The 22,949-nt window shown below is 71.8% G+C and carries 20 protein-coding genes; 10 read left to right on the top strand and 10 right to left on the bottom strand.

Going from position 1 to position 22,949, the window contains the following annotated elements; genetic code table 11:
* Window positions 1–8: 8 nt before the first annotated feature.
* The 3 genes from cydD to ABFY03_RS19150 are packed head-to-tail and all read right to left on the bottom strand — an operon-like array spanning window position 9 to window position 6,140.
* Window positions 9–3,548, bottom strand: a complete 3,540-nt coding sequence (gene cydD, locus ABFY03_RS19160) for a thiol reductant ABC exporter subunit CydD (protein ID WP_346170438.1) — start codon at window positions 3,546–3,548, stop codon at window positions 9–11.
* A gap of 54 nt (window positions 3,549–3,602) precedes the next feature.
* Complete coding sequence (cydB, locus tag ABFY03_RS19155) at window positions 3,603–4,604, bottom strand: cytochrome d ubiquinol oxidase subunit II (protein WP_319011571.1); 1,002 nt, start codon at window positions 4,602–4,604, stop codon at window positions 3,603–3,605.
* A gap of 18 nt (window positions 4,605–4,622) precedes the next feature.
* Window positions 4,623–6,140, bottom strand: a complete 1,518-nt coding sequence (locus ABFY03_RS19150) for a cytochrome ubiquinol oxidase subunit I (RefSeq protein WP_319011570.1) — start codon at window positions 6,138–6,140, stop codon at window positions 4,623–4,625.
* 203 nt (window positions 6,141–6,343) lie between these two features.
* Between ABFY03_RS19150 and ABFY03_RS19145 the strand changes: the two genes are divergently transcribed.
* Entirely contained in the window at window positions 6,344–6,718 is a 375-nt protein-coding gene (locus ABFY03_RS19145; protein WP_319011569.1) for a cyclophilin-like fold protein, read from the top strand.
* Between the two features lie 36 nt (window positions 6,719–6,754).
* Here the strand turns inward: ABFY03_RS19145 and hisC are convergent, their stop codons facing one another.
* On the bottom strand, window positions 6,755–7,852 hold the full coding sequence (gene hisC, locus ABFY03_RS19140; RefSeq protein ID WP_319011568.1) for a histidinol-phosphate transaminase: 1,098 nt from the start codon (window positions 7,850–7,852) through the stop codon (window positions 6,755–6,757).
* A 391-nt stretch (window positions 7,853–8,243) separates the two neighbouring features.
* On the opposite strand from hisC, the gene ABFY03_RS19135 reads away from it, so the two are divergent.
* From ABFY03_RS19135 to ABFY03_RS19125, 3 genes are all read left to right on the top strand, one after another.
* The gene (locus ABFY03_RS19135) at window positions 8,244–9,350 is read left to right on the top strand and encodes a LacI family DNA-binding transcriptional regulator (RefSeq protein WP_078867917.1); all 1,107 of its coding nucleotides are present in this window, start codon (window positions 8,244–8,246) and stop codon (window positions 9,348–9,350) included.
* 332 nt (window positions 9,351–9,682) lie between these two features.
* Window positions 9,683–11,014: a metallophosphoesterase gene (locus ABFY03_RS19130; RefSeq protein ID WP_386723634.1), complete on the top strand. Its 1,332-nt coding sequence runs from the start codon at window positions 9,683–9,685 to the stop codon at window positions 11,012–11,014.
* A 161-nt stretch (window positions 11,015–11,175) separates the two neighbouring features.
* Window positions 11,176–11,805, top strand: a complete 630-nt coding sequence (locus tag ABFY03_RS19125) for a hypothetical protein (protein WP_319011567.1) — start codon at window positions 11,176–11,178, stop codon at window positions 11,803–11,805.
* Window positions 11,806–11,933: 128 nt separating this feature from the next.
* Here the strand turns inward: ABFY03_RS19125 and thiC are convergent, their stop codons facing one another.
* Window positions 11,934–13,733 (bottom strand): phosphomethylpyrimidine synthase ThiC, encoded by a 1,800-nt coding sequence (gene thiC / locus ABFY03_RS19120; protein WP_319011566.1) that lies wholly within the window; start codon window positions 13,731–13,733, stop codon window positions 11,934–11,936.
* Between the two features lie 200 nt (window positions 13,734–13,933).
* Here thiC and ABFY03_RS19115 point away from each other — a divergent pair, with 200 nt between their 5' ends.
* Entirely contained in the window at window positions 13,934–15,361 is a 1,428-nt protein-coding gene (locus tag ABFY03_RS19115; RefSeq protein ID WP_386723635.1) for a YibE/F family protein, read from the top strand.
* 117 nt (window positions 15,362–15,478) lie between these two features.
* Here ABFY03_RS19115 and ABFY03_RS19110 read toward each other — a convergent pair whose 3' ends face one another.
* The 4 genes from ABFY03_RS19110 to ABFY03_RS19095 all read right to left on the bottom strand — a co-directional run bounded on the left by ABFY03_RS19110 (window position 15,479) and on the right by ABFY03_RS19095 (window position 17,815).
* Entirely contained in the window at window positions 15,479–15,919 is a 441-nt protein-coding gene (locus tag ABFY03_RS19110; RefSeq protein ID WP_030493805.1) for an SsgA family sporulation/cell division regulator, read from the bottom strand.
* A gap of 138 nt (window positions 15,920–16,057) precedes the next feature.
* Window positions 16,058–16,822 carry an IclR family transcriptional regulator gene (locus ABFY03_RS19105; protein WP_319011564.1) on the bottom strand — a complete coding sequence of 255 codons (765 nt, stop codon included), beginning with the start codon at window positions 16,820–16,822 and terminating at the stop codon, window positions 16,058–16,060.
* A gap of 286 nt (window positions 16,823–17,108) precedes the next feature.
* A complete protein-coding gene (locus ABFY03_RS19100) occupies window positions 17,109–17,327 on the bottom strand; it encodes a DUF5326 family protein (RefSeq protein ID WP_319011563.1) in 219 nt (72 codons plus the stop codon).
* Window positions 17,328–17,497: 170 nt separating this feature from the next.
* A complete protein-coding gene (locus ABFY03_RS19095; RefSeq protein WP_319011562.1) occupies window positions 17,498–17,815 on the bottom strand; it encodes a cupin domain-containing protein in 318 nt (105 codons plus the stop codon).
* Window positions 17,816–17,865: 50 nt separating this feature from the next.
* Between ABFY03_RS19095 and ABFY03_RS19090 the strand changes: the two genes are divergently transcribed.
* The 5 genes from ABFY03_RS19090 to ABFY03_RS19070 all read left to right on the top strand — a co-directional run bounded on the left by ABFY03_RS19090 (window position 17,866) and on the right by ABFY03_RS19070 (window position 21,540).
* Window positions 17,866–18,243 (top strand): phage holin family protein, encoded by a 378-nt coding sequence (locus ABFY03_RS19090; RefSeq protein ID WP_319011561.1) that lies wholly within the window; start codon window positions 17,866–17,868, stop codon window positions 18,241–18,243.
* Window positions 18,244–18,252: 9 nt separating this feature from the next.
* Window positions 18,253–18,771: a low molecular weight protein-tyrosine-phosphatase gene (locus ABFY03_RS19085; protein WP_346170436.1), complete on the top strand. Its 519-nt coding sequence runs from the start codon at window positions 18,253–18,255 to the stop codon at window positions 18,769–18,771.
* Window positions 18,772–18,775: 4 nt separating this feature from the next.
* A complete protein-coding gene (locus ABFY03_RS19080; RefSeq protein ID WP_319011559.1) occupies window positions 18,776–19,936 on the top strand; it encodes a cystathionine gamma-lyase in 1,161 nt (386 codons plus the stop codon).
* Window positions 19,937–20,128: 192 nt separating this feature from the next.
* Window positions 20,129–21,025, top strand: coding sequence for a LysR family transcriptional regulator (locus ABFY03_RS19075; RefSeq protein WP_319011754.1), 897 nt, complete (start codon window positions 20,129–20,131; stop codon window positions 21,023–21,025).
* A 35-nt stretch (window positions 21,026–21,060) separates the two neighbouring features.
* Window positions 21,061–21,540: an NUDIX hydrolase gene (locus ABFY03_RS19070; RefSeq protein WP_319011558.1), complete on the top strand. Its 480-nt coding sequence runs from the start codon at window positions 21,061–21,063 to the stop codon at window positions 21,538–21,540.
* Here the strand turns inward: ABFY03_RS19070 and ABFY03_RS19065 are convergent.
* Window positions 21,472–22,704, bottom strand: coding sequence for a globin domain-containing protein (locus tag ABFY03_RS19065; RefSeq protein ID WP_386723636.1), 1,233 nt, complete (start codon window positions 22,702–22,704; stop codon window positions 21,472–21,474). The genes ABFY03_RS19070 and ABFY03_RS19065 overlap by 69 nt on opposite strands.
* Window positions 22,705–22,949 lie beyond the last annotated feature (245 nt).

The following is a 22,949-nucleotide window of genomic DNA, read 5'->3' as shown; positions in this document are numbered from 1 at the left end:
AGTTAGTCCTATTTGGAGAGAAAAGTCGGACGGTCGGCGCCGGCCGCGGTGGCTCCCGCGAGGAGGAGGTCGGCGGCCCGTTCCCGCTCCAGCATCCGCCGCAGCGGCCCGTCCTCGGCGGCGAGCTCGGCGTACGGTCCGCGCTGCACGGTCCGTCCGCCGTCCAGGACCACCACCTCGTCGACGGCGTCGAGTCCGCGCAGCCGGTGGGTGATGAGGACGGTGGTGCGGCCCTCGGTGGCGCGCAGCAGGTCGTCGGTGAGGGCGTCGGCGGTGGCCAGGTCCAGGTGCTCGGCCGGCTCGTCGAGGACGAGCACCGGGAAGTCCGCGAGCAGGGCGCGGGCCAGCGCGAGCCGCTGCCGCTGCCCGCCGGAGAGCTTCGAGCCGTGCTCGCCCACCAGGGTGTCGAGCCCGTCGGGCAGACCGTCCACCCAGTCGAGCAGCCGCGCCCGGCGCAGCGCCTCCCGCAACTGCTCGTCGCTCGCGTCCGTCCGCGCCAGCCGCAGGTTCTCGCGCAGCGAGCTGTCGAAGAGGTGCGCGTCCTGCGCGCACAGCCCGACGAGGCGGCGTACGTCGTCGCCGTCGAGCTCCCCCGCGGGCACCCCGCCGATCCGGTACGTCCCCGCCTCCACGTCCAGGAACCGCAGCAGCACCTGGGCGAGCGTGGTCTTGCCGGAACCGGAGGCGCCGACGACGGCGACCCGCCGCCCGGCCTCCAGGGTGAGCGCGAAGCCGTCGAGCGCGGGCCGGTCCTGCCCGGCGTACCGGGCCCCGATCCCCGCGAGTTCCAGCGGGAAGGGCCCGGCCGGGGGAGCGGCGGGCACGGCCGGCTCGTGGACGGGGACGGGCGCGTCCAGCACCTCGAAGACCCGCTCGGCGCTGTGCCGGACCCGCCGACGGTACTGGACGGCCAGGGGCAGCCCGGTCACGGCCTCGAACGCGGCGAGCGGGGTGAGGACGACGACCGCGAGGGCGACCCCGTCGAGCCGCCCGTCCCGGACCGCCTGGACGCCGACGAAGGCGGCGGCGACCACGGTCAGGCCGCACACCAGGGCGGAGAGCCCGGCGCCGAGCGCGGCGGCGGCGGACTGCCGGGAGGCGATCCCGGTGAGGGTGCCGTCGGCGGCGCGCGCCCGGTCGAGCCGGTCCCGCAGCGCCCCGGCCACCGTCAGTTCGGCGCAGCCGCGCAGCGGATCGGCGACGGCCGTCGCGAGCGCTCCGCGCGCCGGGGCGAGCCGCCGCTCGGCCCGGCGGGCCAGCGCGGCGCCCAGCGGCGGCACGAGCACGCCCGCCACGAGCAGGCCCACCGCGAGCACGGCGCCCGCCTCGGGCAGCAGCCAGGCGGTGAAGCCGACCGCGCCGAGCCCCACGACGAGCGCGGCCCCGGCCGGGAGCAGCCAGCGCAGCCAGTAGTCCTGGAGCGCGTCGACGTCGTGGACGAGCCGGGCGAGCAGATCGCCGCGGCGGGCGCGGCGCAGTCCGGCGGGGGCGATCCGCTCCAGCCGGGCGTAGACGGAGACGCGCAGTTCGGCGAGCATCCGCAGCACGGCGTCGTGGGAGACCAGCCGCTCGGCGTACCGGAAGACCGCCCGTCCGATGCCGAAGGCGCGGGTGGCGGTCACGGCGACCATCAGGTGCAGCACGGGCGGCTGCTCGGAGGCCCGCGAGATGAGCCACCCGGACACGGCCATGAGCCCCACGGCCGAGCCGAGCGCGAGGCTTCCGAGCAGCAGGGCGAGCCCCATCCGCCCCCTGAGCTCGCCGGCCATTCCGCGCACCCGGGCGAGGACGCCGTGCGCGGGCGTCGACACGGGCTCCGCCGCGGCGGGCACCGCGTCGGGTACGGACGCGGCGGCGGGGGCGGCGGGGCCCTGTCCGGCGCTCGCCGCCTCGCCGGAGTCCGCCGCTCCGGCGACCGCGCCGACCGTGACCACCCGGTCCGCCACGGCCAGCAGCGCCGGCCGGTGCACGACCAGCAGCACGGTCCGCCCCGCGGAGAGCCGCCGTACGGCGTCGACGATCCCCGCCTCGGTCGCGCCGTCCAGCGCCGCCGTCGGCTCGTCGAGCAGCAGCAGCGGCCGGTCCGCGAGGAAGGCCCGCGCCAGCGCGAGCCGCTGGCGCTGCCCGGCCGAGAGTCCGGCCCCGTCCTCGCCGAGCACCGTCCCGGCGCCCTCGGGCAGCCCGTCGACGAAGGAGTCCGCCCCGGCGTCCCGCAGCGCCCGGCGGACCTCCTCGTCACCGGCCTCCGGCCGGGCGAGCCGCACGTTCTCGGCGATGGTCCCGGCGAAGAGGTGCGGCCGCTGCGGCACCCACGCGATCCGCGACCGCCAGGCGTCCAGGTCCAGCTCCGCCAGGTCGACGCCCCCGACCCGTACGGTTCCGCCCTCCTCCGGCTCCGTGAAGCCGAGGACGACGTCGAGCAGGGTCGACTTCCCGGCGCCGCTCGGCCCGACCAGGGCCACCGTCTCCCCCGGCTCGACGGTCAGGCTCGCGGCGTCCAGCGACGGCTCCGCGCGCCCCGCGTGGCGGACCGTCACCCGGTCGAGCTCCAGCCGCGGTTCGACCGGCACCGCCCGGGTGCCGCCGGAGCGCACCGGCGTCTCCAGCACCTCGAAGATCTCCTCGGCCGCCGCGAGCCCCTCCGCCGCCGCGTGGAACTGGGCGCCGACCTGGCGCAGCGGCAGATACGCCTCGGGGGCGAGGACCAGGATGACGAGGCCGGTGTAGAGGTCGAGGGTGCCGTGGACGAGCCGCATCCCGATGGTGACGGCGACGAGCGCCACCGACAGCGTGGAGAGCAGTTCCAGGGCGAAGGACGACAGGAAGGCGATCCGCAGGGTGCGCATGGTCGCGCGCCGGTAGTCGGCGGTGATGGCGCGGATCGAGGCGGCCTGGGCCTTGGCCCGGCCGAAGACCTTGAGGGTGGGCAGTCCGGCGACGACGTCGAGGAAGTGGCCGGAGAGCCGGGAGAGCAGCTTCCACTGCCGGTCCATCCGGGCCTGGGTGTACCAGCCGATCAGGATCATGAAGACCGGGATGAGCGGCAGGGTGACGACGATGATCGCGGCCGAGACCCAGTCCTCGGTGACGATCCGGGCGAGGACCGCGAGCGGGACGACGACCGCGAGGCCGAGCTGGGGCAGATAGCGGGCGAAGTAGTCGTCGAGCGCGTCGACGCCCCGGGTGGCGAGCGCGATGAGCGAGCCGGTGCGCTGCCCGCCGAGCCAGCCGGGGCCGAGGGCGGTGGCCCGCTCCAGGAGCCGGCCGCGGAGCTCCGACTTGACCGCCGCGCTCGCCCGGTGGGCGGCGAGCTCGGTCAGCCAGGACACGAGCCCCCGCCCCAGCGCGACCCCGGCGAGCAGCAGCAGGGGAGTGGTGAGGGCGGAGACCGAGAGGCCCTGCTGGAAGCCCCCCACCACGATCTCGGCGATGAGCATCGCCTGGGCGATGACCAGCGCCGCCCCGATCAGGCCGAGGACGACGACCGCGACGAGGAAGAAGCGGGTCGCCCGGGCGTACCGGAGCAGACGCGGGTCGATCGGTTTCACGTGAAACATGCCCCTCTGATGTGAGCTCGGGTGCGAGCCCCGATGTGACAGCGCCTAGTGGGCGTCGGCGATGTGCTGGGTGCCGATCCGCTTGCGGAAGACCCAGTAGGTCCACCCCTGGTAGAGCAGGACCAGGGGCGTGGCGATGGCCGCGCACCAGGTCATGATCTTGAGCGTGTACGGGCTCGACGACGCGTTCGTCACCGTCAGGCTCCACGCGGGGTCGAGCGAGGACGGCATGACGTTCGGGAAGAGCGCCAGGAACAGCATGGCAACCGCGGCGGCGATCGTCACCCCCGACAGGGCGAACGACCAGCCCTCGCGTCCCGCCTTGACGGCTCCGATCGCGCCGACCAGGGAGACCGCGGCGATCAGCATCGCCGCGAGGCTCCAGCCGTCACCCGTGTCGACCTGGGTCCAGATCAGGAAGGCGAGCGCGAGCGCCGCCGTGACCAGGCCGAGCGTCACCGCGAGCGAGCGGGCCCGGGTCCGGATGTCGCCGACCGTCTTGAGCGCGACGAAGACCGTGCCGTGGAAGGTGAAGAGGGTGAGCGTGACCAGCCCGCCGAGGAGGGCGTACGGGTTGAGCAGGTCCCAGAAGGTGCCGACGTACTCCATGTTCCCGTCGATCTTCACGCCCCGGACGATGTTGCCGAAGGCCACGCCCCACAGGACCGCCGGGATCAGCGAGGTCCAGAAGATCGCCTGCTCCCAGTTGCGCTGCCAGTTCTCCTCGGGGCGCTTGGCCCGGTACTCGAAGGCGACACCGCGGACGATGAGGCAGACGAGGATGATCAGCAGCGGCAGGTAGAAGCCGGAGAAGAGGGTCGCGTACCACTCGGGGAAGGCGGCGAAGGTCGCGCCGCCGGCGGTCAGCAGCCACACCTCGTTGCCGTCCCAGACGGGTCCGATGGTGTTGATGAGGACCCGCTTCTCGGGCCGGTTCCGGGCGAGCAGCTTGGTGAGGATGCCGACCCCGAAGTCGAAACCCTCCAGGAAGAAGTAGCCGGTCCAGAGGACGGCGATGAGTACGAACCAGACGTCGTGGAGTTCCATGCCTCGATCTCCTGAGCCTCAGTACGAGAAGGCCATGGGCCGGTCGGGGTCACGGGTGTCCCCGCCGATCTTGGTGGGCGGGTTGAGGTCGTCCTCGGTGAGCTCCGGCGGGCCGGCCTTCACGTACTTCACGAGGAGCTTGACCTCGATGACGGCGAGGATCGCGTACAGGGTGGTGAAGACGATCATCGAGGTGAGCACCTCGCCCTGCGAGACGCCGGGGGAGACGGCGGCGCTGGTGCGCATGACGCCGTAGACGACCCAGGGCTGGCGGCCCATCTCGGTAAAGATCCAGCCCCAGGAGTTGGCGATCAGCGGGAAGAGCATGGTCCAGAGGGCCACGATCCAGTACCACCGGCCGATCTTGGGGCTGAGCGCCTTGCTCTTGAAGAGGACGAGGTTCGGCACTTCGTCCTCACCGGTCCTCAGGCCGGGGGCGATGAGGAACTTCTTGCGGGTCAGCCAGAGTCCGACGACGCCGATGGCGAGCGAGGCCATGCCGAAGCCGATCATCCAGCGGAAGCCCCAGTAGGCGACGGGGATGTTGGGCCGGTAGTCGCCGGGGCCGTACTTCTCCTGCTCGGCCTTGTTGACGTCGTTGATGCCGGGGACGTACGAGTCGAAGTCGCCGTTGGCGAGGTAGGACAGTATTCCGGGGATCTCGACGGCGACCTTGTTGTGGCCCTTCTCGACGTCGCCGTAGGCGAAGATCGAGAAGGGTGCGGGTGCCTCGCCGTCCCACAGCGCCTCGGCGGCGGCCATCTTCATCGGCTGCTGCTTGAACATGACCTTGCCGAGCATGTCGCCGCTGATGGCCGTGCCGAGGCCGGCGATGATCAGGGTGATCAGGCCGAGCCGCAGCGAGGTCCGCATCACCGGGATGTGCCGCTTGCGCGCCAGGTGGAAGGCGGAGATCCCGACCATGAAGGCGCCGCCGACGAGGAAGGCGGCCGTCATGGTGTGGAAGAACTGGGTGAGGGCGGTGTTCTGGGTGAGCACCGCCCAGAAGTCGGTGAGTTCGGCGCGGGCGCCCTGGCCCCGGTCCTCGTTGATGCGGTAGCCGACGGGGTGCTGCATCCAGGAGTTGGCGGCCAGGATGAAGTACGCGGAGAGGATGGTGCCGATCGACACCATCCAGATGCAGGCGAGGTGGATCTTCTTCGGCAGCTTGTCCCAGCCGAAGATCCACAGGCCGATGAAGGTCGACTCGAAGAAGAACGCGATGAGCGCCTCGAAGGCGAGCGGGGCGCCGAAGATGTCACCGACGAAGCGGGAGTAGTCCGACCAGTTCATGCCGAACTGGAACTCCTGGACGATGCCGGTGACGACACCCATCGCGATGTTGATGAGGAAGAGCTTTCCCCAGAACTTCGTCGCCCTGAGGTACTTCTCCTTCCCGGTCCGGACCCAGGCGGTCTGAAGACCGGCGGTGAGTGCGGCGAGGGAGATCGTCAGCGGAACGAAGAGAAAGTGGTAGACGGTGGTGATGCCGAACTGCCAGCGCGCCAGTGTCTCGGGCGCCAAAGCGAGGTCCACGTCGTCTTCTCCTTACATCGCCGTGGTCACATCGGCAGTCTGCCCCTTGAATCCCCCTTATTACGGGACGAACAGGGACACGCTTGTGAACGCGTTCACATTCACAAGCATTATGACTCATACGAAATCCGTACTGCAGAGTGGGGGGCTGTACCGAAGGTCACACCTTCCCCAGCCCTTCAACATATTGTTGAATTCGGGCCATGACCCTTCGGATACGCCTCAGCTGGCCGGCCGGACACACCACGGCCACCCTCGACGAGACCCCCACGAGCACCGCGCTCCTGGGGGCCCTGCCGATCGTCTCCACCGCCCGCACCTGGGGCGAGGAGGTCTACTTCGACACCCCGGTCTCGGTCCCCCGCGAGCCGGGGGCGCGCCAGGTCGTCGAGCCCGGCACGGTGGCCTTCTGGACCGACGGCGACGCCCTCGCCCTCCCGTACGGACCGACCCCCATCTCCCGGGGCGAGGAATGCCGGCTGGCGAGCCCCTGCAATCTGCTGGGCTCGCTCGACGCCGACCCGCGGATCCTGGCCACCGTCCGCGACGGCGACCCGATCCGCGTCGAACGCGCCTGACCCGTCAGGGTCCGGCGCCACCGGCTGCCCGGTCCGTCAGGCCCCCTGGCGGAAGCCCTCCGCCACCTTCAGGAACAGGTCGTTCGCCTCGGTCTCGCCGATCGTGACGCGCACGCCCTCCCCCGCGAACGGCCGCACCACCACGCCGTGCCGCTCGCACTCCGCCGCGAAGTCCACGGTCCGCTCGCCGAGCCGCAGCCAGACGAAGTTCGCCTGGGCGTCCGGCACCGTCCAGCCCTGGGCCACCAGCCCCGCGCGGACCCGGTCGCGCTCCGCCACCAGCGAGCCGACCCGCCCGAGCAGCTCGTCCTCGGCGCGCAGCGAGGCCACCGCCGCGTCCTGCGCCAGCTGGCTCACGCCGAACGGCACGGCCGTCTTGCGCAGCGCAGCCGCCACCGGCTCATGGGCGATCGCGAAGCCGACCCGCAGCCCGGCCAGGCCGTACGCCTTGGAGAAGGTGCGCAGCACCGCCACGTTCGGCCGGTCGCGGTAGAGCTCGACGCCGTCCGGGATGTCGGTGTCGCGGACGAACTCCTTGTACGCCTCGTCGATCACCACCAGGACGTCGGAGGGCACCCGGTCCAGGAAGCGCTCCAGCTCCTCGCGACGCACCGCGGTGCCCGTCGGGTTGTTGGGGTTGCAGACGAAGATCAGCCGGGTCCGGTCGGTGATCGCCGCGGCCATCGCGTCGAGGTCGTGCGTCTCGTCCTCGGTCAGCGGCACCTGCACCGAGGTGGCCCCGCTGATCTGCGTGATGATCGGGTACGCCTCGAAGGAGCGCCAGGCGTAGATCACCTCGTCGCCCGGGCCCGAGGTGGCCTGGAGCAGCGACTGGGCGACGCCGACCGAGCCGGTGCCGGTGGCGATGTGGGAGACCGGGACGCCGAAGCGGTCGGCCAGCTCCGCCGACAGCTCGGTGCAGGCCATGTCCGGGTAGCGGTTGAAGCTCGCGGCGGCGGCCAGCGCGCTCTCCATCACGCCCGGCAGCGGCGGGTAGGGGTTCTCGTTCGAGGACAGCTTGAAGGCGACCGGGCCGCCCGCGGCGGCCGGCTTGCCCGGCTTGTAGGTGGGGACGCCGTCCAGCTCGGCGCGCAGCTTCGGGGTGGGCTTGCTCGTCCCGCTGGTCTCGCTCACAGGTGGCCTCCTCGACCGTCCGTACCGCCAATGCTTCTCACTTTATGAGGATTCCCGCCCGCTGCGAATGGGCTGTGGACAACAGCCCTGCAACGCTGTGGAAAACCCGCCCGGCGGGCGTCACCGACCGAGGGGGCGCGCGCACGGGTGGCGCGCGCCGGTGGCGAGCGCCGTGGCGCGCGTCCCCCGTAGAGGTGAGTTGAGACCTCTTCGAGACCTCGCCCCCACACCAGGCCCATCCCGCCGGACGACATCGAGTCGCATGGGAAACCCCTCAACTACCTTGGATTTCACCACTCTTGACCCTCACTGGCCTTGCAGAAACGTGCCTGTCAACGCCCGCATATGCGGCCGTCTCACCCACCCCTCGTCGCCCTACTATCGGCTCGCCATGACAGCAGCAGGGAAGCACCAGGTGAGCCGGGCACAGACCCGGGGAAGCCGGCAGGGCCGGGCAGGCATCCGGGACGTGGCCGCCGCCGCCGGGGTCTCCATCACGACTGTCTCCGACGCGCTCAACGGCAAGGGCCGACTCCCGGACGCCACCCGCCGACACGTCCGCGAGGTCGCCGACCGGCTGGGCTACCGCCCCTCCGCGGCGGCCCGCACGCTCCGCACCGGCAAGTCGGGACTCATCGGCCTGACCGTGACCACGTACGGGGATGAACCTTTCACCTTCACGGAGTTCGCCTACTTCGCGGAGATGGCCAGGGCCGCCACCTCGGCCGCGCTCGCCCGCGGCTACGCCCTCGTCATCCTCCCCGCGACCTCACGCCATGACGTCTGGTCGAACGTCGCCCTCGACGGCACCGTCGTCATCGACCCCTCCGACCACGACCCCGTCGTCACCGAGCTCGTCCGCCAGGGCCTCCCCGTCGTCTCCGACGGGCGCCCCGCCGGCACGCTCCCGGTGACCGCGTGGGTCGACAACGACCACGAGGCCGCCGTCCTCGACCTCCTCGACCACCTCGCCGACGCCGGCGCCCGCCGCATCGGCCTCCTCACCGGCACCACCACCGACACCTACACCCGCCTCTCCACCACCGCGTACCTCAACTGGTGCGAGCGGGTCGGACAGGACCCCGTCTACGAGGCATACCCGGCGCACGACCCGTGCGCGGGCGCCGTCGCGGCCGACCGGCTGCTCGCCCGCCCCGACCGACCCGACGCCGTCTACGGCCTGTTCGACCCCAACGGCACCGACCTCCTCGCCGCCGCCCGCCGCTACGGTCTGCGCGTCCCCGACGACCTGCTGATCGTGTGCTGCAGCGAGTCCACCGTCTACGCCACCACCGAACCGCCCATCACCACGCTCTCGCTCAAACCGCGCCGCATCGGCACCGCCGTCGTCCAGCTCCTCATCGACGCCATCGAGGGGATCGAGAGCGACGGTCCGGTCGAGCAGGTGATACCGACCGAACTCATCGTCCGCACCTCCTCGCAGCGCCGCTCGCCGCGGACGACCGTCAGCCCGCCGCGCTCGCCCGCGAAGGACTGACGACACCCGCCGGACTCCGGCCGCGCCGAAGGAGCGGCCGGACGCACACAGCCGCACACCCACGGCTCACGCACGCACGAACGACTCGCCGTCCCGCCCCCTGCCCGTGGGCGGAGACGCCGAAACCGGCCACACCGCCGTACCCGACCCTGGACTGGACCTTCTCAATTCGGGCGAAACAACCGGTGAACCCGGAGCGAACCCGGATTCACCACCCCTGGTGCGTCACACAGGCGGACCCTCATTCCTATGATGGGCGCACGACACCGCGGACCACCCCGACCAGGCCGGTCCGCGATGTGCAGGGCATCGCGACGGTGGTGGAGGGGTCGATGACTCAGGGGGCCGGGCAGGATCCCGTGGAGCGCACGGCGACATTGCGTGACTTCCGCGTACCCCCGTACGCCCGCGTGCCCGTGCAGGGCCACCCCGCCGAGCCGCCCGCCGCGCCCGTTCCGCCCGCCGATCCCACGCTCCAGCTGGGCACCCGCCCGGCCGCGTTCCCGGACCCGGTCGGCTTCCCCGCCCCGGTCACCCGCCAGGAACCGCCCGCGCGCCCGGAGCCGCTCGCCGGCCCCGAACCGACCCCGTACGCCGAGCCGCCCGCGCGCCCGGAGCCCGCCGCGTACCCCGCCCCCGCCCCGCTCCCCGAGGCACCGGCGCCGTACGCGGAACCCGGCGGCGTCACCGTGACCGCCGTCCACTCCGGCGGCGGCTACCCCGCCGACTTCCCGGACGGCTACACCCCCACCGAGCGCGACCTCCCGGTCATCCAGCGCGGCGACACCCTCCAGGTCCCCGTCGCCCCGGCCGCCGCGCCGGCGCCCGCCCCCACCGGGGACGGCCCCGGCCCGCTCTACGTCGTCGGCGACGTCCACGGCTACCTCGACGAACTGTTCGCCGCCCTGCGCGCCCAGGGCCTCGTCGACGAGAACGGCGGCTGGGCCGCGGGCAACGCGCGGCTCTGGTTCCTCGGCGACTTCACCGACCGCGGCCCCGACGGCATCGGCGTCATCGACCTCGTCATGCGGCTCTCCGCCGAGGCCGCCGCCGCCGGCGGCTACTGCAAGGCCCTCATGGGCAACCACGAACTGCTCCTCATCGGCGCCAAGCGCTTCGGCGACACCCCGGTCAACTCCGGCGCCGGCACCGCCACCTTCCAGGCCGCCTGGCTGCTCAACGGCGGGCAGAAGCACGACATGGACCGCCTGCAGGACGTCCACCTCCAGTGGATGTCCCGGCTCGACGCGGTCGTCCACGAGGACGGCCACCTGCTGCTGCACTCGGACACCACCGCGTACCTCGACTACGGCCAGACCATCGAGGACGTCAACGAGACCGTCCACGAGATCCTCCGGCGCAACGACGCCGACGAGGTCTGGGACCTCTTCCGGAAGTTCACCAAGCGCTTCGCCTTCCGCGACGAGTCGGGCCCGCAGGCCGTCCAGGAGCTGCTCGGCACCTACGGCGGCTCGCGGATCGTGCACGGCCACAGCCCGATCCCGTACCTCCTCGGCCAGGTGGGCACGGAGGACGGCGAGGAGGAGTCCCGCCCGGCCGTCGACGGCCCGCACGTCTACGCCGACGGGCTGGCCATCGCCATGGACGGCGGCGTCACCATGGCCGGAAAGCTGCTGGTGGTCCAACTCCCGCTGGACGACTGACTCTCACCCAGCGCATCCGCGGCAGGCGATTTCCGGAAACCCCCTGTCAGCGTGCCCGGTCACGGCCCTACCATCGGTCTCTCCAAGTAGGCAGGCTCTCCTCCGCTTCCGCCCGGACCGCCGTTCTCCACGGCCGGTCCCGGCCCACCGAGCATCGGGGGATGCACATGAACGTGGCTCCGCACCTGCTGACCGAGGACCGCGCCGAGTACGAGCGCGTCCTCGACGACGCACTGCGCACCGCACCGGAACGGCCGGAACTCGCCGGAACGGGCGCCCGGCTGACGGCCGCCCAGCTCCGCGTGATGGCGCTGAACGCGACAGCGCTGATCACCGCGGCCGCGGCGAGCGAGTACGAGCACTTCGTCAAGGTCCGCGAGCAGCACCGCGCCGCGTCCAACCGCCCCCGGACCCCCGCGCCCGACGAGTCACCGGGCGCCGTCGCGGTCCTCACCGTCCTCGTCCCGGTCCTCGCCGGCACGGCCGCCGGGATCTTCCTGCTGGTCGGCGCCGTGGTCCGGCTGGTCGCCCCCGAGGCCGCCCTCGGCACCACACTGCTCACCGCGGGCCTGGTCTTCGGTGCCCTCGCGGCCGCCGGCCTGCTCTGCGCGGGCGCCGGCCTGCTCCGTACCGCCCTCCGCAACAGCCCCGCCGAGCACCACACCCCCGACGACGAACTCACCCGGGCGCGCGCCGCCTGGCGCCACGCCCTCCTGGAGCGCGGCGTCGTCCCCTTCCTCCAGGCCGCCCTCACCGCCACCGGCCCCGACCCGTCTCCCCCGCCCCCGTGACGCACCCCGGCCCGCGATCCCCCCGTGGACCGCGGGCCGGGGCCGCCGAAAAGGCAGGCTGTCGGCAGGGCCGGGCTGTCGGCGGGGCCGGGCCGCCGACAGGGTTGGGCCGCCGGTGGCGTGGGCGCCTACTCCGCCAGCGGCAGGTACACCCGGTTGCCGGAGGCGGCGAACTCGGCGGACTTCTCGGCCATGCCGGCCTCGATCTCGTCCGCCTTCAGGTCACCGCCGTGCTCCCGGCGGATGTCCTGCGAGATCTTCATCGAGCAGAACTTCGGGCCGCACATCGAGCAGAAGTGGGCCGTCTTCGCGGGCTCCGCCGGCAGCGTCTCGTCGTGGAACTCACGAGCCGTGTCCGGGTCGAGGGCCAGGTTGAACTGGTCCTCCCAGCGGAACTCGAAGCGCGCGTCGGAGAGGGCGTCGTCCCACTCCTGGGCGCCCGGGTGGCCCTTGGCCAGGTCCGCCGCGTGGGCCGCGATCTTGTACGTGATGACGCCGGTCTTCACGTCGTCGCGGTTCGGCAGGCCCAGGTGCTCCTTGGGCGTGACGTAGCAGAGCATCGCCGTGCCCCACCAGGCGATCATCGCCGCGCCGATGCCGGAGGTGATGTGGTCGTAGGCGGGCGCCACGTCCGTGGTCAGCGGGCCGAGCGTGTAGAACGGCGCCTCCTCGCAGATCTCCTGCTGGAGGTCGATGTTCTCCTTGATCTTGTGCATCGGGACGTGGCCCGGGCCCTCGATCATGGTCTGCACGTTGTGGCGCTTGGCGATCGTGTTGAGCTCGCCGAGCGTGCGCAGCTCGGCGAACTGGGCGTCGTCGTTGGCGTCCGCGATCGAGCCGGGCCGCAGACCGTCACCGAGCGAGTAGGTGACGTCGTACGCCGCCAGGATCTCGCAGAGCTCCTCGAAGTTGGTGTAGAGGAAGTTCTCCTTGTGGTGCGCGAGGCACCAGGCGGCCATGATCGAGCCGCCGCGCGAGACGATGCCGGTCTTGCGGCGCGCGGTGAGCGGCACGTACGGCAGGAGCACGCCGGCGTGCACGGTCATGTAGTCCACGCCCTGCTCGGCCTGCTCGATGACCGTGTCCTTGTAGATCTCCCAGGTCAGCTCCTCGGCCTTGCCGTCGACCTTCTCCAGCGCCTGGTAGAGCGGCACGGTGCCGATCGGCACGGGGGAGTTGCGCAGCACCCACTCGCGGGTGGTGTGGATGTTGCGGCCGGTGGACAGGTCCATGACCGTGTCGGCGCCCCAGCGGGTCGCCCAGGTCATCTTCTCCACCTCCTCCTCGATGGAGGAGGTGACGGCGGAGTTGCCGATGTTGGCGTTGACCTTCACCAGGAACCGCTTGCCGATGATCATCGGCTCGATCTCCGGGTGGTTGACGTTGGCCGGCAGCACCGCGCGGCCCGCCGCGATCTCCTCGCGGACGACCTCGGGGGAGACGTTCTCCCGGATCGCCACGTACTCCATCTCCGGGGTGATCTCGCCCCGGCGGGCGTAGGCGAGCTGGGTCACGGCCTGCCCGGGACGGCCTCGGCGGGGCAGCCGCGGGCGGCCGGGGAAGACCGCGTCGAGGTTCTTGAGCCCGCCGCCGCGCGGCGAGGTGTGCTTGATGCCGTCGTCCTCGGGGCGGACCGGGCGGCCCGCGTACTCCTCGGTGTCGCCGCGCGCGATGATCCAGTTCTCGCGGAGCGGGGGCAGGCCCCGGCGCACGTCGGTGTCGACGGCGGGGTCGGTGTACGGGCCGGACGTGTCGTACAGCGTCACGTCCTTGCCGTTGGTGAGGTGCACCTGACGGACCGGCACCCGGATGTCGGGGCGGGAGCCCTCGACGTACCCCTTGTGCCAGCCCGGCGTGCGCTCGCCCTGGCCGTCGTTCCGGCCGTCGTTCTGGTCGGAGGCAGGCGTGCGTGCATCCTGAATGGTCATGAGACCGAATCTCCCTACGCCGGCATTACCCGGTAACAGGTTCGGCGGTCGGCGCAGCCTCCTTCCGTACGTGCGTACGGTGATCAGCGCCCTCTCAGCCCGGTGCTCCGAGCTCCCGCGTGTGCAAAGGTGTCACGAGGCTAGCGCCATCCCGGGCGTGCTGAACAGTGGGCCCCCACCGTTCTTGCGATGATCGGTCGGTGACTTCCCCCCAGCAGTCCCCCGATCCGCAGGGCCACGAGCACGGGCACGGGCACGCGCACGGCCGTGAGCACGGGCACGGCCACGAGCCCGGTTTCGGCCGGCACGGTCCGGACCCCGGCTCCGGCTCCGGCCACAACTCCGGCCACGGGCACAGCCACAGCCACGGGCCCGCCGCGCCCGTCTCCCGGCATCTGCGCCGGGTCATCGCGGCCGTCCTGATCCCCTTCGCCACCGCCGTGGTCGTCGGTCTCCTGGTGCTCTGGCCCGGGGGCACGCCGGCGCACGAGCGGACCGGGGTCGGCTTCGACCGGCAGACCGAGCAGGGCAAGGTCGTGGCGGTCGAGCAGGTGGACTGCAAGGACGTGAACGCGGCGCAGGTGCCGCCCACCGGCGACACGTCCACCCCGCAGGGCCGCGAGGCGGTCAACGCCCAGCAGGGCGAGTGCGCGAAGGCGACGATCGAGGTCACCAGCGGTCCGGACAAGGGCCGGCGGTTCACCGAGATCGTGCAGCCGGACGCCCCGCGCCAGCTGGAGGAGGGCCAGGGCGTGGTCGTCGCCTACGCCCCCGACGCCCCGAAGGACCTGCAGTACTCGGTGACCGACGTGAACCGGAAGGTGCCGATGGCGGTCCTCGCCATCATCTTCGCGCTCGCGGTCGTGCTCGTCGGCCGGATGCGCGGCGTGATGGCGCTGATCGCGCTCGCGGTGAGCTTCCTGGTGCTCACGCTCTTCATCCTGCCCGCGATTCTGGAGGGTTCGAACCCGCTGATCGTGGCGGTGGTCGGATCGAGCGCGATCATGCTGCTCGCGCTCTACATGTGCCACGGGCTGTCGGCCCGCACCTCGGTGGCCGTCCTGGGCACGTTGATCTCGCTGCTGCTGATCGGCCTGCTCGGGTCCTTCTTCATCGGCTGGGCCTCGCTCAGCGGCAACACCGACGACTACACCGGGCTCATCCACGGTCTCTACCCGGAGATCGACATGTCCGGTCTGCTGCTCGCCGGTGTGATCATCGGTTCGCTCGGTGTCCTGGACGACGTGACCGTCACCCAGACCTCCGCGGTCTGGGAGCTGCACCAGGCCGACCCCGGCATGGGCCCGCGCGCGCTCTACCGGGCCGGCATCCGGATCGGCCGCGACCACATCGCGTCGGTGGTCAACACGCTGGTCCTGGCCTATGCCGGCGCCTCGCTCCCGCTGCTGCTGCTCTTCACCATCGCGGACAGCAGCATGGGGACGGTGGCCAACAGCGAGCTGGTGGCGGAGGAGATCGTCCGGACCCTGGTCGGGTCGATCGGCCTGGTCGCCTCGGTGCCGGTCACGACGGCGCTCGCGGCGCTGGTCGTGTCGGCCGACCGCCCCTCGGAGGAGGCCGGCGGCCGGACGCCGGGGCGCGGCGGACGGCGGCGCCGCGCCAAGTGACGGGCGCGGGGCGGCCGTACGGGCGGGGCGGGACGGAAGGACGTACGGCGGGGGCGCGGGCGACGACGGTACGGACGGGACGGCCCGGGCGACGACCGTACGGAGGGGGCGCCGGGGTCAGGCCGGGCCGGCGCTCTCCTCGGCGAGGATCCGGCCGAGCGCGGCCTCCAGGCTGTCCTCGAAGTCGCCCAGTGTCTGCTCCTGACCGAGCGGGACCAGCTTGTCCGTGCGGTCGAGGAAGGCGACGAGCGGCGGGGCGCTGGCACGGAAGAGGGCGCGGTCACCGCCCACCTGGAGCCGGATGGAGACGTCCGACAGGCCCTCGGGGTCGGTCGGGGCGATGTGGACGTCGCCGTCCCCGCTCGGGCGGTTGATCCCGTCGAGCAGCAGCTCCCTGCCGAACGCCCAGGTCACGGGGGCGTCTCCGGGAAGGTGGAAGGTCATCCGCACCGCGTAGGGATCCCGGGTCTCGTATCGCAGTTCGACAGGGATCTTGAAGGAGAGCTCCTCCGAGACGAGGAAGCTCATCAGGACCTCGGCCTGAACCGACTCTCGCATCATGTACCCCGCAGTAGATGGAGCAGTTGTGTAAACACAGCTGCTGAAAGCTGTGACCGAAACGGCCAGGAATGATCCCCCGTGGCCCTCTTGACGCAATCGTGCTGTACGCGCTAGCGGATCACAAGGAGTGATTTTTCAGATACTGATAGAGAAGGCGAACGAACTGAAGAGGCTTCCGATCTCGTTACGTAGCCGCTCGACTGCTGGGAGCAACCGTTCTTCCTGGTGAAGCGGGAGGGAAATGGCCAGAGTGGCCGCCGTGGAGCCCGCCGTGATGGGGATGGCCGCGCAAACCGTGCCGAGCGCATATTCCTGACGCTCCACCAGGGGCTCCATTCGCCCCAAACCGCCCAAACGATCCAAAAGCACCCGCCGGTTACGCACCGTGTACGGAGTGATGGCTTCCACCGGGTGCCGGTCGAGGTGGTCTTGACGAGATCTCAGATCCAGTTGGCTGAGCAGACACTGCCCGATCGCGTGGGCGTGACCGGTCTCCCGGAAATCGGCCCATTCCTCGACGGCGGGGGAGTTGGGGGTGTCCGCGACGGAGACGAGTTCGATCTCGCCGTCGCGGTAGAGCGCGAAGTAGACCGGCACACCGATCTCGTCCCGCCAGTGGGCGAGGGAGTCCTCGATCTTGGTGCGACGATTCTGCACAGCCCCGCCGCCGGCCAGCCGGGCGGCTGCCTCCCCCAGATAGAAGGCACCCTTGTCGCGGACCAGATAGCCCTCGTGCGTCAGGGTGCGGAGGAGGTGGTACGTCGTGGGCAGCGGAAGGCCCGTCTCCCGGGCGAGCTGCTTGGCGGGGGCACCGTCCGCATGGGAGGCCACGGCCTCCAGAAGTCTCAGCGCCCGCTGCACCGAGCCGATCAGGGTCGGCGCAGCTGTCTGCGTAGCCATGGCCAAAGGTCACCCCCAGGCGTGACAACGGATGCACTGCACCCGCTCGCGGGGGCCGCCCCCGCGCTCCCGCCGGGCCTGGGACACCGATGGGGTCCGACGGACCGGACCCCTCAGGGACGAGCGGGAAACCGCTGGTCTGCCGGAGATCTACGCCCGTAGTCCCCGACTCGGCGGAGATCTGCCACTCTAGTGGCCGTCCTCACCCCCCACCCCGTTTCCACCAGCGCGTTCCCCCTGCCGGGCTAACGCCCGGCAGACGCGGAATACCGATGAGTAGCTTGTGCTACCAGTCGCGGTCCGTCTTCTTGGGGCCGCCGAACTTCCGCACCGCGTAGATGAGTCCGGCCACGAGCGCGACGAACAGCAGCACCTTGAACAGCAGGCTGATCACGAAGGTGAGGACGCTGGTGATGAACCCGCCGAAGACAAGCAGGACCAGGGCGGGTATCGCGACCCACTTCACCCACCACGGCAGTCCCGCGAGCATCTCCTGTACGGCCATGGCTCTCTCCCTCGCTCTCGAAGCCCCGTCCGGAAGACTCCGTCCCGGACACCTCAAGGCTAGGCGGCGGACCGGCGCCATCGGGGCTCCGGGGGCCCGGGCTCTCCCCTGATCCGCCCCCTAGGGGAATCAGGCCCTCACCCCGGAGTCTCCCGGTCCGGCGGCCTCGCTCACGCCTCCGGCGGCGAGAAGACCACCAGGACCCTCAGGTCCTCGCTGATGTGGTGGAAGCGGTGCGGCACCCCGGCCGGCACATAGACCACGCTGCCCCGTGCCACCTGCGTCGTCTCGTCCCCGACGGTGATCGCCGCCCGGCCGGAGACCACGAAGTACACCTCGTCCTGGCCGTGCGGCGACTGCGGGTCCAGCTCCCCCGCGTCGAGCGCGTACAGCCCCACCGACATGTTCCGCTCGCGCAGGAACTGGAGGTACGCCCCCTGGTTGGCGACGCGCTCCGCCTCCAGATCGTCCAGCCGGAATGCCTTCACTGCCGTTCGCCCCTGCCCTAGGCCCGATCGTCTCTGCCACGATCAGACACATGAAGAATTTCGTAGTCAAGACGCTCGCCAACGCGGGTGCCCTGTGGGTGGCGATCTGGCTCCTCCAGGACATCACCCTGACCGGTGACAGCACGGGCAACAAGATCGTCACCCTGCTGCTCGTCGCCCTCGTCTTCGGCCTCGTCAACTTCCTGGTCAAGCCGATCGTGAAGCTGCTGACGCTGCCCCTCTTCATTCTGACCCTCGGCCTGATCACCCTGGTGGTCAACGCCCTGATGCTGCTGCTCACCTCGTGGCTGGCCGACCAGTTCGACCTCAGCTTCCACGTCGAGGGCTTCTGGACCGCCGTACTCGGCGGCCTGATCATCTCCGTCGTCTCGTGGGCGCTCAACGTGGTGCTCCCGGACGGGGACTGAGCGACCGCCATGACCTACCGCGTCTGCTTCGTCTGCACCGGCAACATCTGCCGCTCCCCGATGGCCGAGCACGTCTTCCGCGCGCGCGTGGAGGAGGCCGGCCTCGGCGGCGCGGTCGAGGTGGACAGTGCGGGCACCGGCGGCTGGCACGAGGGCGAGGGAGCGGATCCGCGCACCGTCGCCGTCCTGACGGAGCACGGCTACCCCGCCGGCCACACCGCCCGGCAGTTCCGCGCCTCCTGGTTCGCCGCCCTCGATCTGGTGATCGCGCTCGACGAGGGCCACCTCCGGGAGCTCCGCCGCCTCGCCCGTACCCCCGACGAGGCGGCGAAGATCCGGCTGCTCCGCTCGTACGACCCCGCCGCCGGGGGCGCGCTCGACGTCCCCGACCCGTACTACGGCGGGCGGGAGGGGTTCGAGGAATGCCTGCGCATGACCGAGGCCGCGAGCGAGGGACTGCTCGCCGCGGTCCGGGCCGGACTCCGGGCCGGCACGACGGGGGACGAGATCGAGGAAAGGACCCTGTGAACCCGTGAGCCCCCAGGAACAGCACCACCCCGGCGAGGGACCCGGCGACGGCACCCTCGCGGTGCGGGCCGGACTGCCCGAGCCCGTCAAGTACGAACCGACCCTGCCCGGACCGGTCTTCGCCGCCCACTTCCACCTCCCCGGCGAGCCCACCGGCCCGTACACCTACGGCCGCGACGAGAACCCGACCTGGACCCACCTGGAACGGGCCATCGGCACCCTGGAAGCGCCCGGGGAAGCCACGGTCGAGACCGTGGTCTTCGCCTCCGGCATGGCCGCCATCTCCGCCGTCCTCCTCTCCCAGCTCTCCGCCGGCGACGCCGTCGTCCTGCCGACCGACGGCTACCAGGCCCTGCCGCTCCTCCACGAGCAGCTGCGCGCGTACGGGATCGAGGTGCGCACCGCCCCGACCGGGGGCGACGCCCAGCTCGACGTGCTCGACGGCGCCAAGCTGCTGTGGATCGAGACCCCGTCCAACCCGGGGCTCGACGTCTGCGACATCCGCCGGCTGGTCGACGCGGCGCACGCCGGCGGGGCGCTCGTCGCCGTCGACAACACCCTCGCCACCCCGCTCGGCCAGCGGCCGCTGGAGCTCGGCGCGGACTTCTCGGTCGCCAGCGACACGAAGGGCATGACCGGCCACGGCGACATCCTGCTCGGGCACGTCAGCTGCCGCGATCCGCGCCGGGCCGCGGAGGTACGCCGCTGGCGCAAGATCGTCGGCGCCATCCCCGGGCCCATGGAGGCATGGCTCGCCCACCGCTCGCTGGCCACGCTCCAGCTGCGGATCGACCGCCAGTGCGCCACCGCCCTGGAGCTCGCCCGGGTCCTGGCCGACCATCCCGACGTCACCGGGCTGCGCCACCCCGGCCTCCCGGGCGACCCCTCGCACGAGGTCGCCGCCCGGCAGATGCGCCGCTTCGGCTCGGTGATCTCCTTCGAGCTCGCCGACCGCGCGCGGGCCGAACGCTTCCTGGACGAACTGCGCCTGGTCGACGACGCCACCAGCTTCGGCGGGGTGCGCTCCTCGGCGGAGCGGCGCGGACGCTGGGGCGGGGACGCCGTCGCGGAGGGCTTCATCCGCTTCTCGGTCGGCGCGGAGGACCCGGAGGATCTGATCGCCGACGTGCTGCGGGCGCTCGACGCGGCACGCAAGGCAGGCTGACGGGGCTCGGACCGGGGCGCTCCGAGCCTCCCCCCTCGTGGCTCGGAACGCCCCCGTCCTCACGCGGAACCCGCCCGGACAAGGCTAGTTGACTGTGCGTCAGTGTCCAATCACGGGAGCGACAGCGACCTATCGACATATTTATAGTGGGACGATCCTGCGATGACGCACGCCGGCTCGGGAGGGGCGCACATGGATCTGGCCCTGCTGCGCACCTTCGTCGCGGTGCACCGGGCCGGTTCCTTCACCCGCGCCGCCGCGCTCCTCGGCCTCTCGCAGCCCGCCGTGACCAGCCAGATCCGCACCCTGGAGCGCCAGCTCGGCCGGCCGCTCTTCCTGAGACAGGCCCGCGGGGTCACCCCGACCAGCATCGGCGACGAACTCGCCCACCGCGCCGCCCCGCACCTGGACGCCCTGGTGGAGATCGCGGAGACCGGGCTCGACGTCGAGCGCGGCGTCCGCACCCTCCACGTCGCCGGGCCCCCGGAGTTCACCTCACTGCGCGCCCTGCCCGCGCTCGCCCCGCTCGTCGCCCAGGGCCTCGCCCTGCGCGCCTCCTTCGTCGGCAACACGGAGGAGCTGCTCGACGGGCTCGCCGCAGGCCACCACGACCTGGCCCTCGCCACCGCCCGCCCACGCGGCGGACTGCTCACCGCCACCCCGCTCTGCGACGAGGAGCTCGTCCTGGTCGCGGCCCCCCGCTGGGCCGCCCGGCTCTCCCCCGAGGTGCTGCTCGCCACCGGCGCGGTGGTCCTGGAGCAGCTCCCGGTGGTCGAGGTGCACGAGTCGCTGCCGTTCGCCGCCCGCTACTGGGCCGCCGTCTTCGAGACCGCGCCGGCCGCGGCGGCCACCGTCATCGCACCCGACCTGCGGGCCGTCCGGGAGGCCGCGGCGGCCGGGGCGGGGCTGGCCGTGCTGCCCCGCTATCTCTGCGAGGAGGCGCTGGAGCGGGGACGGCTCGTGGCGCTGCTCGATCCGCCGGTCCCGCCGCTGCGGACCTACTTCCTGGTGGCCCGCACCGGCACCCTCGCACTGACCCACATCGCACGGGCCCACGAGGAACTGGTGCGGGCCGCGGGGGAGTGGTGAGTTTCAGCCGCGCGGGAACGGGCCATTTTCTTCCCATGACCGAACGCCCCGTGGTCAAGCGCACCGCACGCGCCATCCTGCTCGACGGAGACGACCTCATCCTCATCAAACGCACCAAGCCGGGGGTGGATCCGTACTGGGTCACGCCCGGTGGCGGCGTCGAACCCTCCGACTCCACCGTCGTCGAGGCCCTCCACCGCGAGGTGCACGAAGAACTCGGCGCCAAGATCGTCGATGTGGTCCCCTGTTTCGTCGACACCGTCGAGCACATCGTCGACGGCGGTGTCTCCGGCGTGAAGGTCCAGCACTTCTTCGTCTGCCGGCTGGAGTCGATGGACCTCAGGCAGCGGCACGGCCCCGAGGTCGACGAACCCGTCGGCGCGTACGAGATCGTCCGGGTGCCCTTCAGCCGCGTCGGGATCGCCGCCGTCCACCTGGTGCCGCTCTCACTGCGCCACTACCTCGACGGGAACATCGAGGGGGTGCGCGCCATGCACGCCCCCGACCTCGGCTGACCCGGTCCCCACCACGGCGAGCTCCGCCAGGAAGTCGTGGCGGATCCGCTCCGTGGGGACCCCCGAGCCGCGCAGCACGTCGATGCCCTCCCGGACCATGCCGAGCGGGCCCGAGAGGTACGCGTCCCGCTCGGGCCACGGGCCCGCCTCGCGGACCGCCTCCGGCAGCGGGCACTGTGCCTCGGTGACCGGGTGGACGGCGAGCCACGGGAAGGTCTTCTGGAGCCGCAGCAGGGTGTCCATGTCGTAGAGGTCATGGCCCCTGCGGGCCCCGTAGAAGACGTCGACCCTCCGCCGGTCGCCGTGCTCCGCGACGTCCTCCACCAGCGCCTTGATCGGCGCGATGCCGGTCCCGCCGCCCAGACAGACCAGGCCCGTGTCGGTGGCGTGGTCGACCGTCATGGAACCGGCCGGCGGTCCCAGCCGGAGCACGTCTCCGGGGCGGGCACGGTGGACCAGCGCCTGGGAGACCCAGCCGGCCGGCACGGACTTGACGTGCAGGGTGAGCAGTCCGTCCGGGCGGGGCGCCGACGCGAAGGAGTAGTGCCGCCAGACGCGCGGCCACCAGGGCGTCTCCAGCGTCGTGTACTGCCCGGCGAGGAACGGGTACGGTGCGTCCGGCCGCAGCGTGAGCACCGCGATGTCGGGGGTCCGCAGATCGTGCGAGACCACCTCGGCCTGCCACCAGGCCGGGGCCTTCGCCTCGTCCTCGGCGGCCGCGTCGATCATGATCTGCGAGATCGCCGTGTACGCCCGGACCCAGGCCGCCTCGGTCTCCGCGTCCCAGCTCCGCTCCGCGTACCGGACGAGCGCGCCGATCAGCGCCTCCCCGACCGCCGGGTAGTGGGCCGCCTCGACGCCGTACTTGCGGTGCCCGCGTCCGAGATGGCCCAGGTACTCGGCGAGGAAGGCGCTGTCGTCCATCCGCTCGGCGACCGTGAGCAGCGCCTTGAGCAGCCGGTCCCGCTGGGTGTCCATCGCGGCCGGGAAGAGATCCCGCAGGGCCGGGCTCCGGACGAAGAGCAGCGCGTAGAAGTACGACGTCACCTTGTCGGCGACCGGCGCGATCTCCTCAAGGGTGCGGCGGACGAGCACCGCATCGGGGGAGGGCCCCGCTATTCGGGCCCCCGTCCCGTCGGTCGTGCTGGTCGGACCATCCATCATGTGCCTCGCCTCACGCAGCCGGCTTCCGTGCTCGCAGCATGACGGCCGCCGGAAAGGCTTCGGGCGGAAAGCGGCGTTCTCGGGCCAAAGGGCGGGGTTGCGGACTAGGCTCCACTCTTTCGGCGCGGGCCTGTTTCACGTGAAACAGGCGAGGGCGCGCCTCGGACGGAACCACGCGGACGGCTGTTCGCCGGAGAACAGCGAGGCGCGTTTCACGTGAAACATCACCTGAAAACCTCTGGACG

The sequence above is a fragment of the Streptomyces roseofulvus genome (assembly GCF_039534915.1).
GTDB lineage: Bacteria > Actinomycetota > Actinomycetes > Streptomycetales > Streptomycetaceae > Streptomyces > Streptomyces roseofulvus.
The sequence above is the reverse complement of the archived record's forward strand: the minus strand, read 5'-3'. Positions and strand labels throughout refer to the sequence as shown.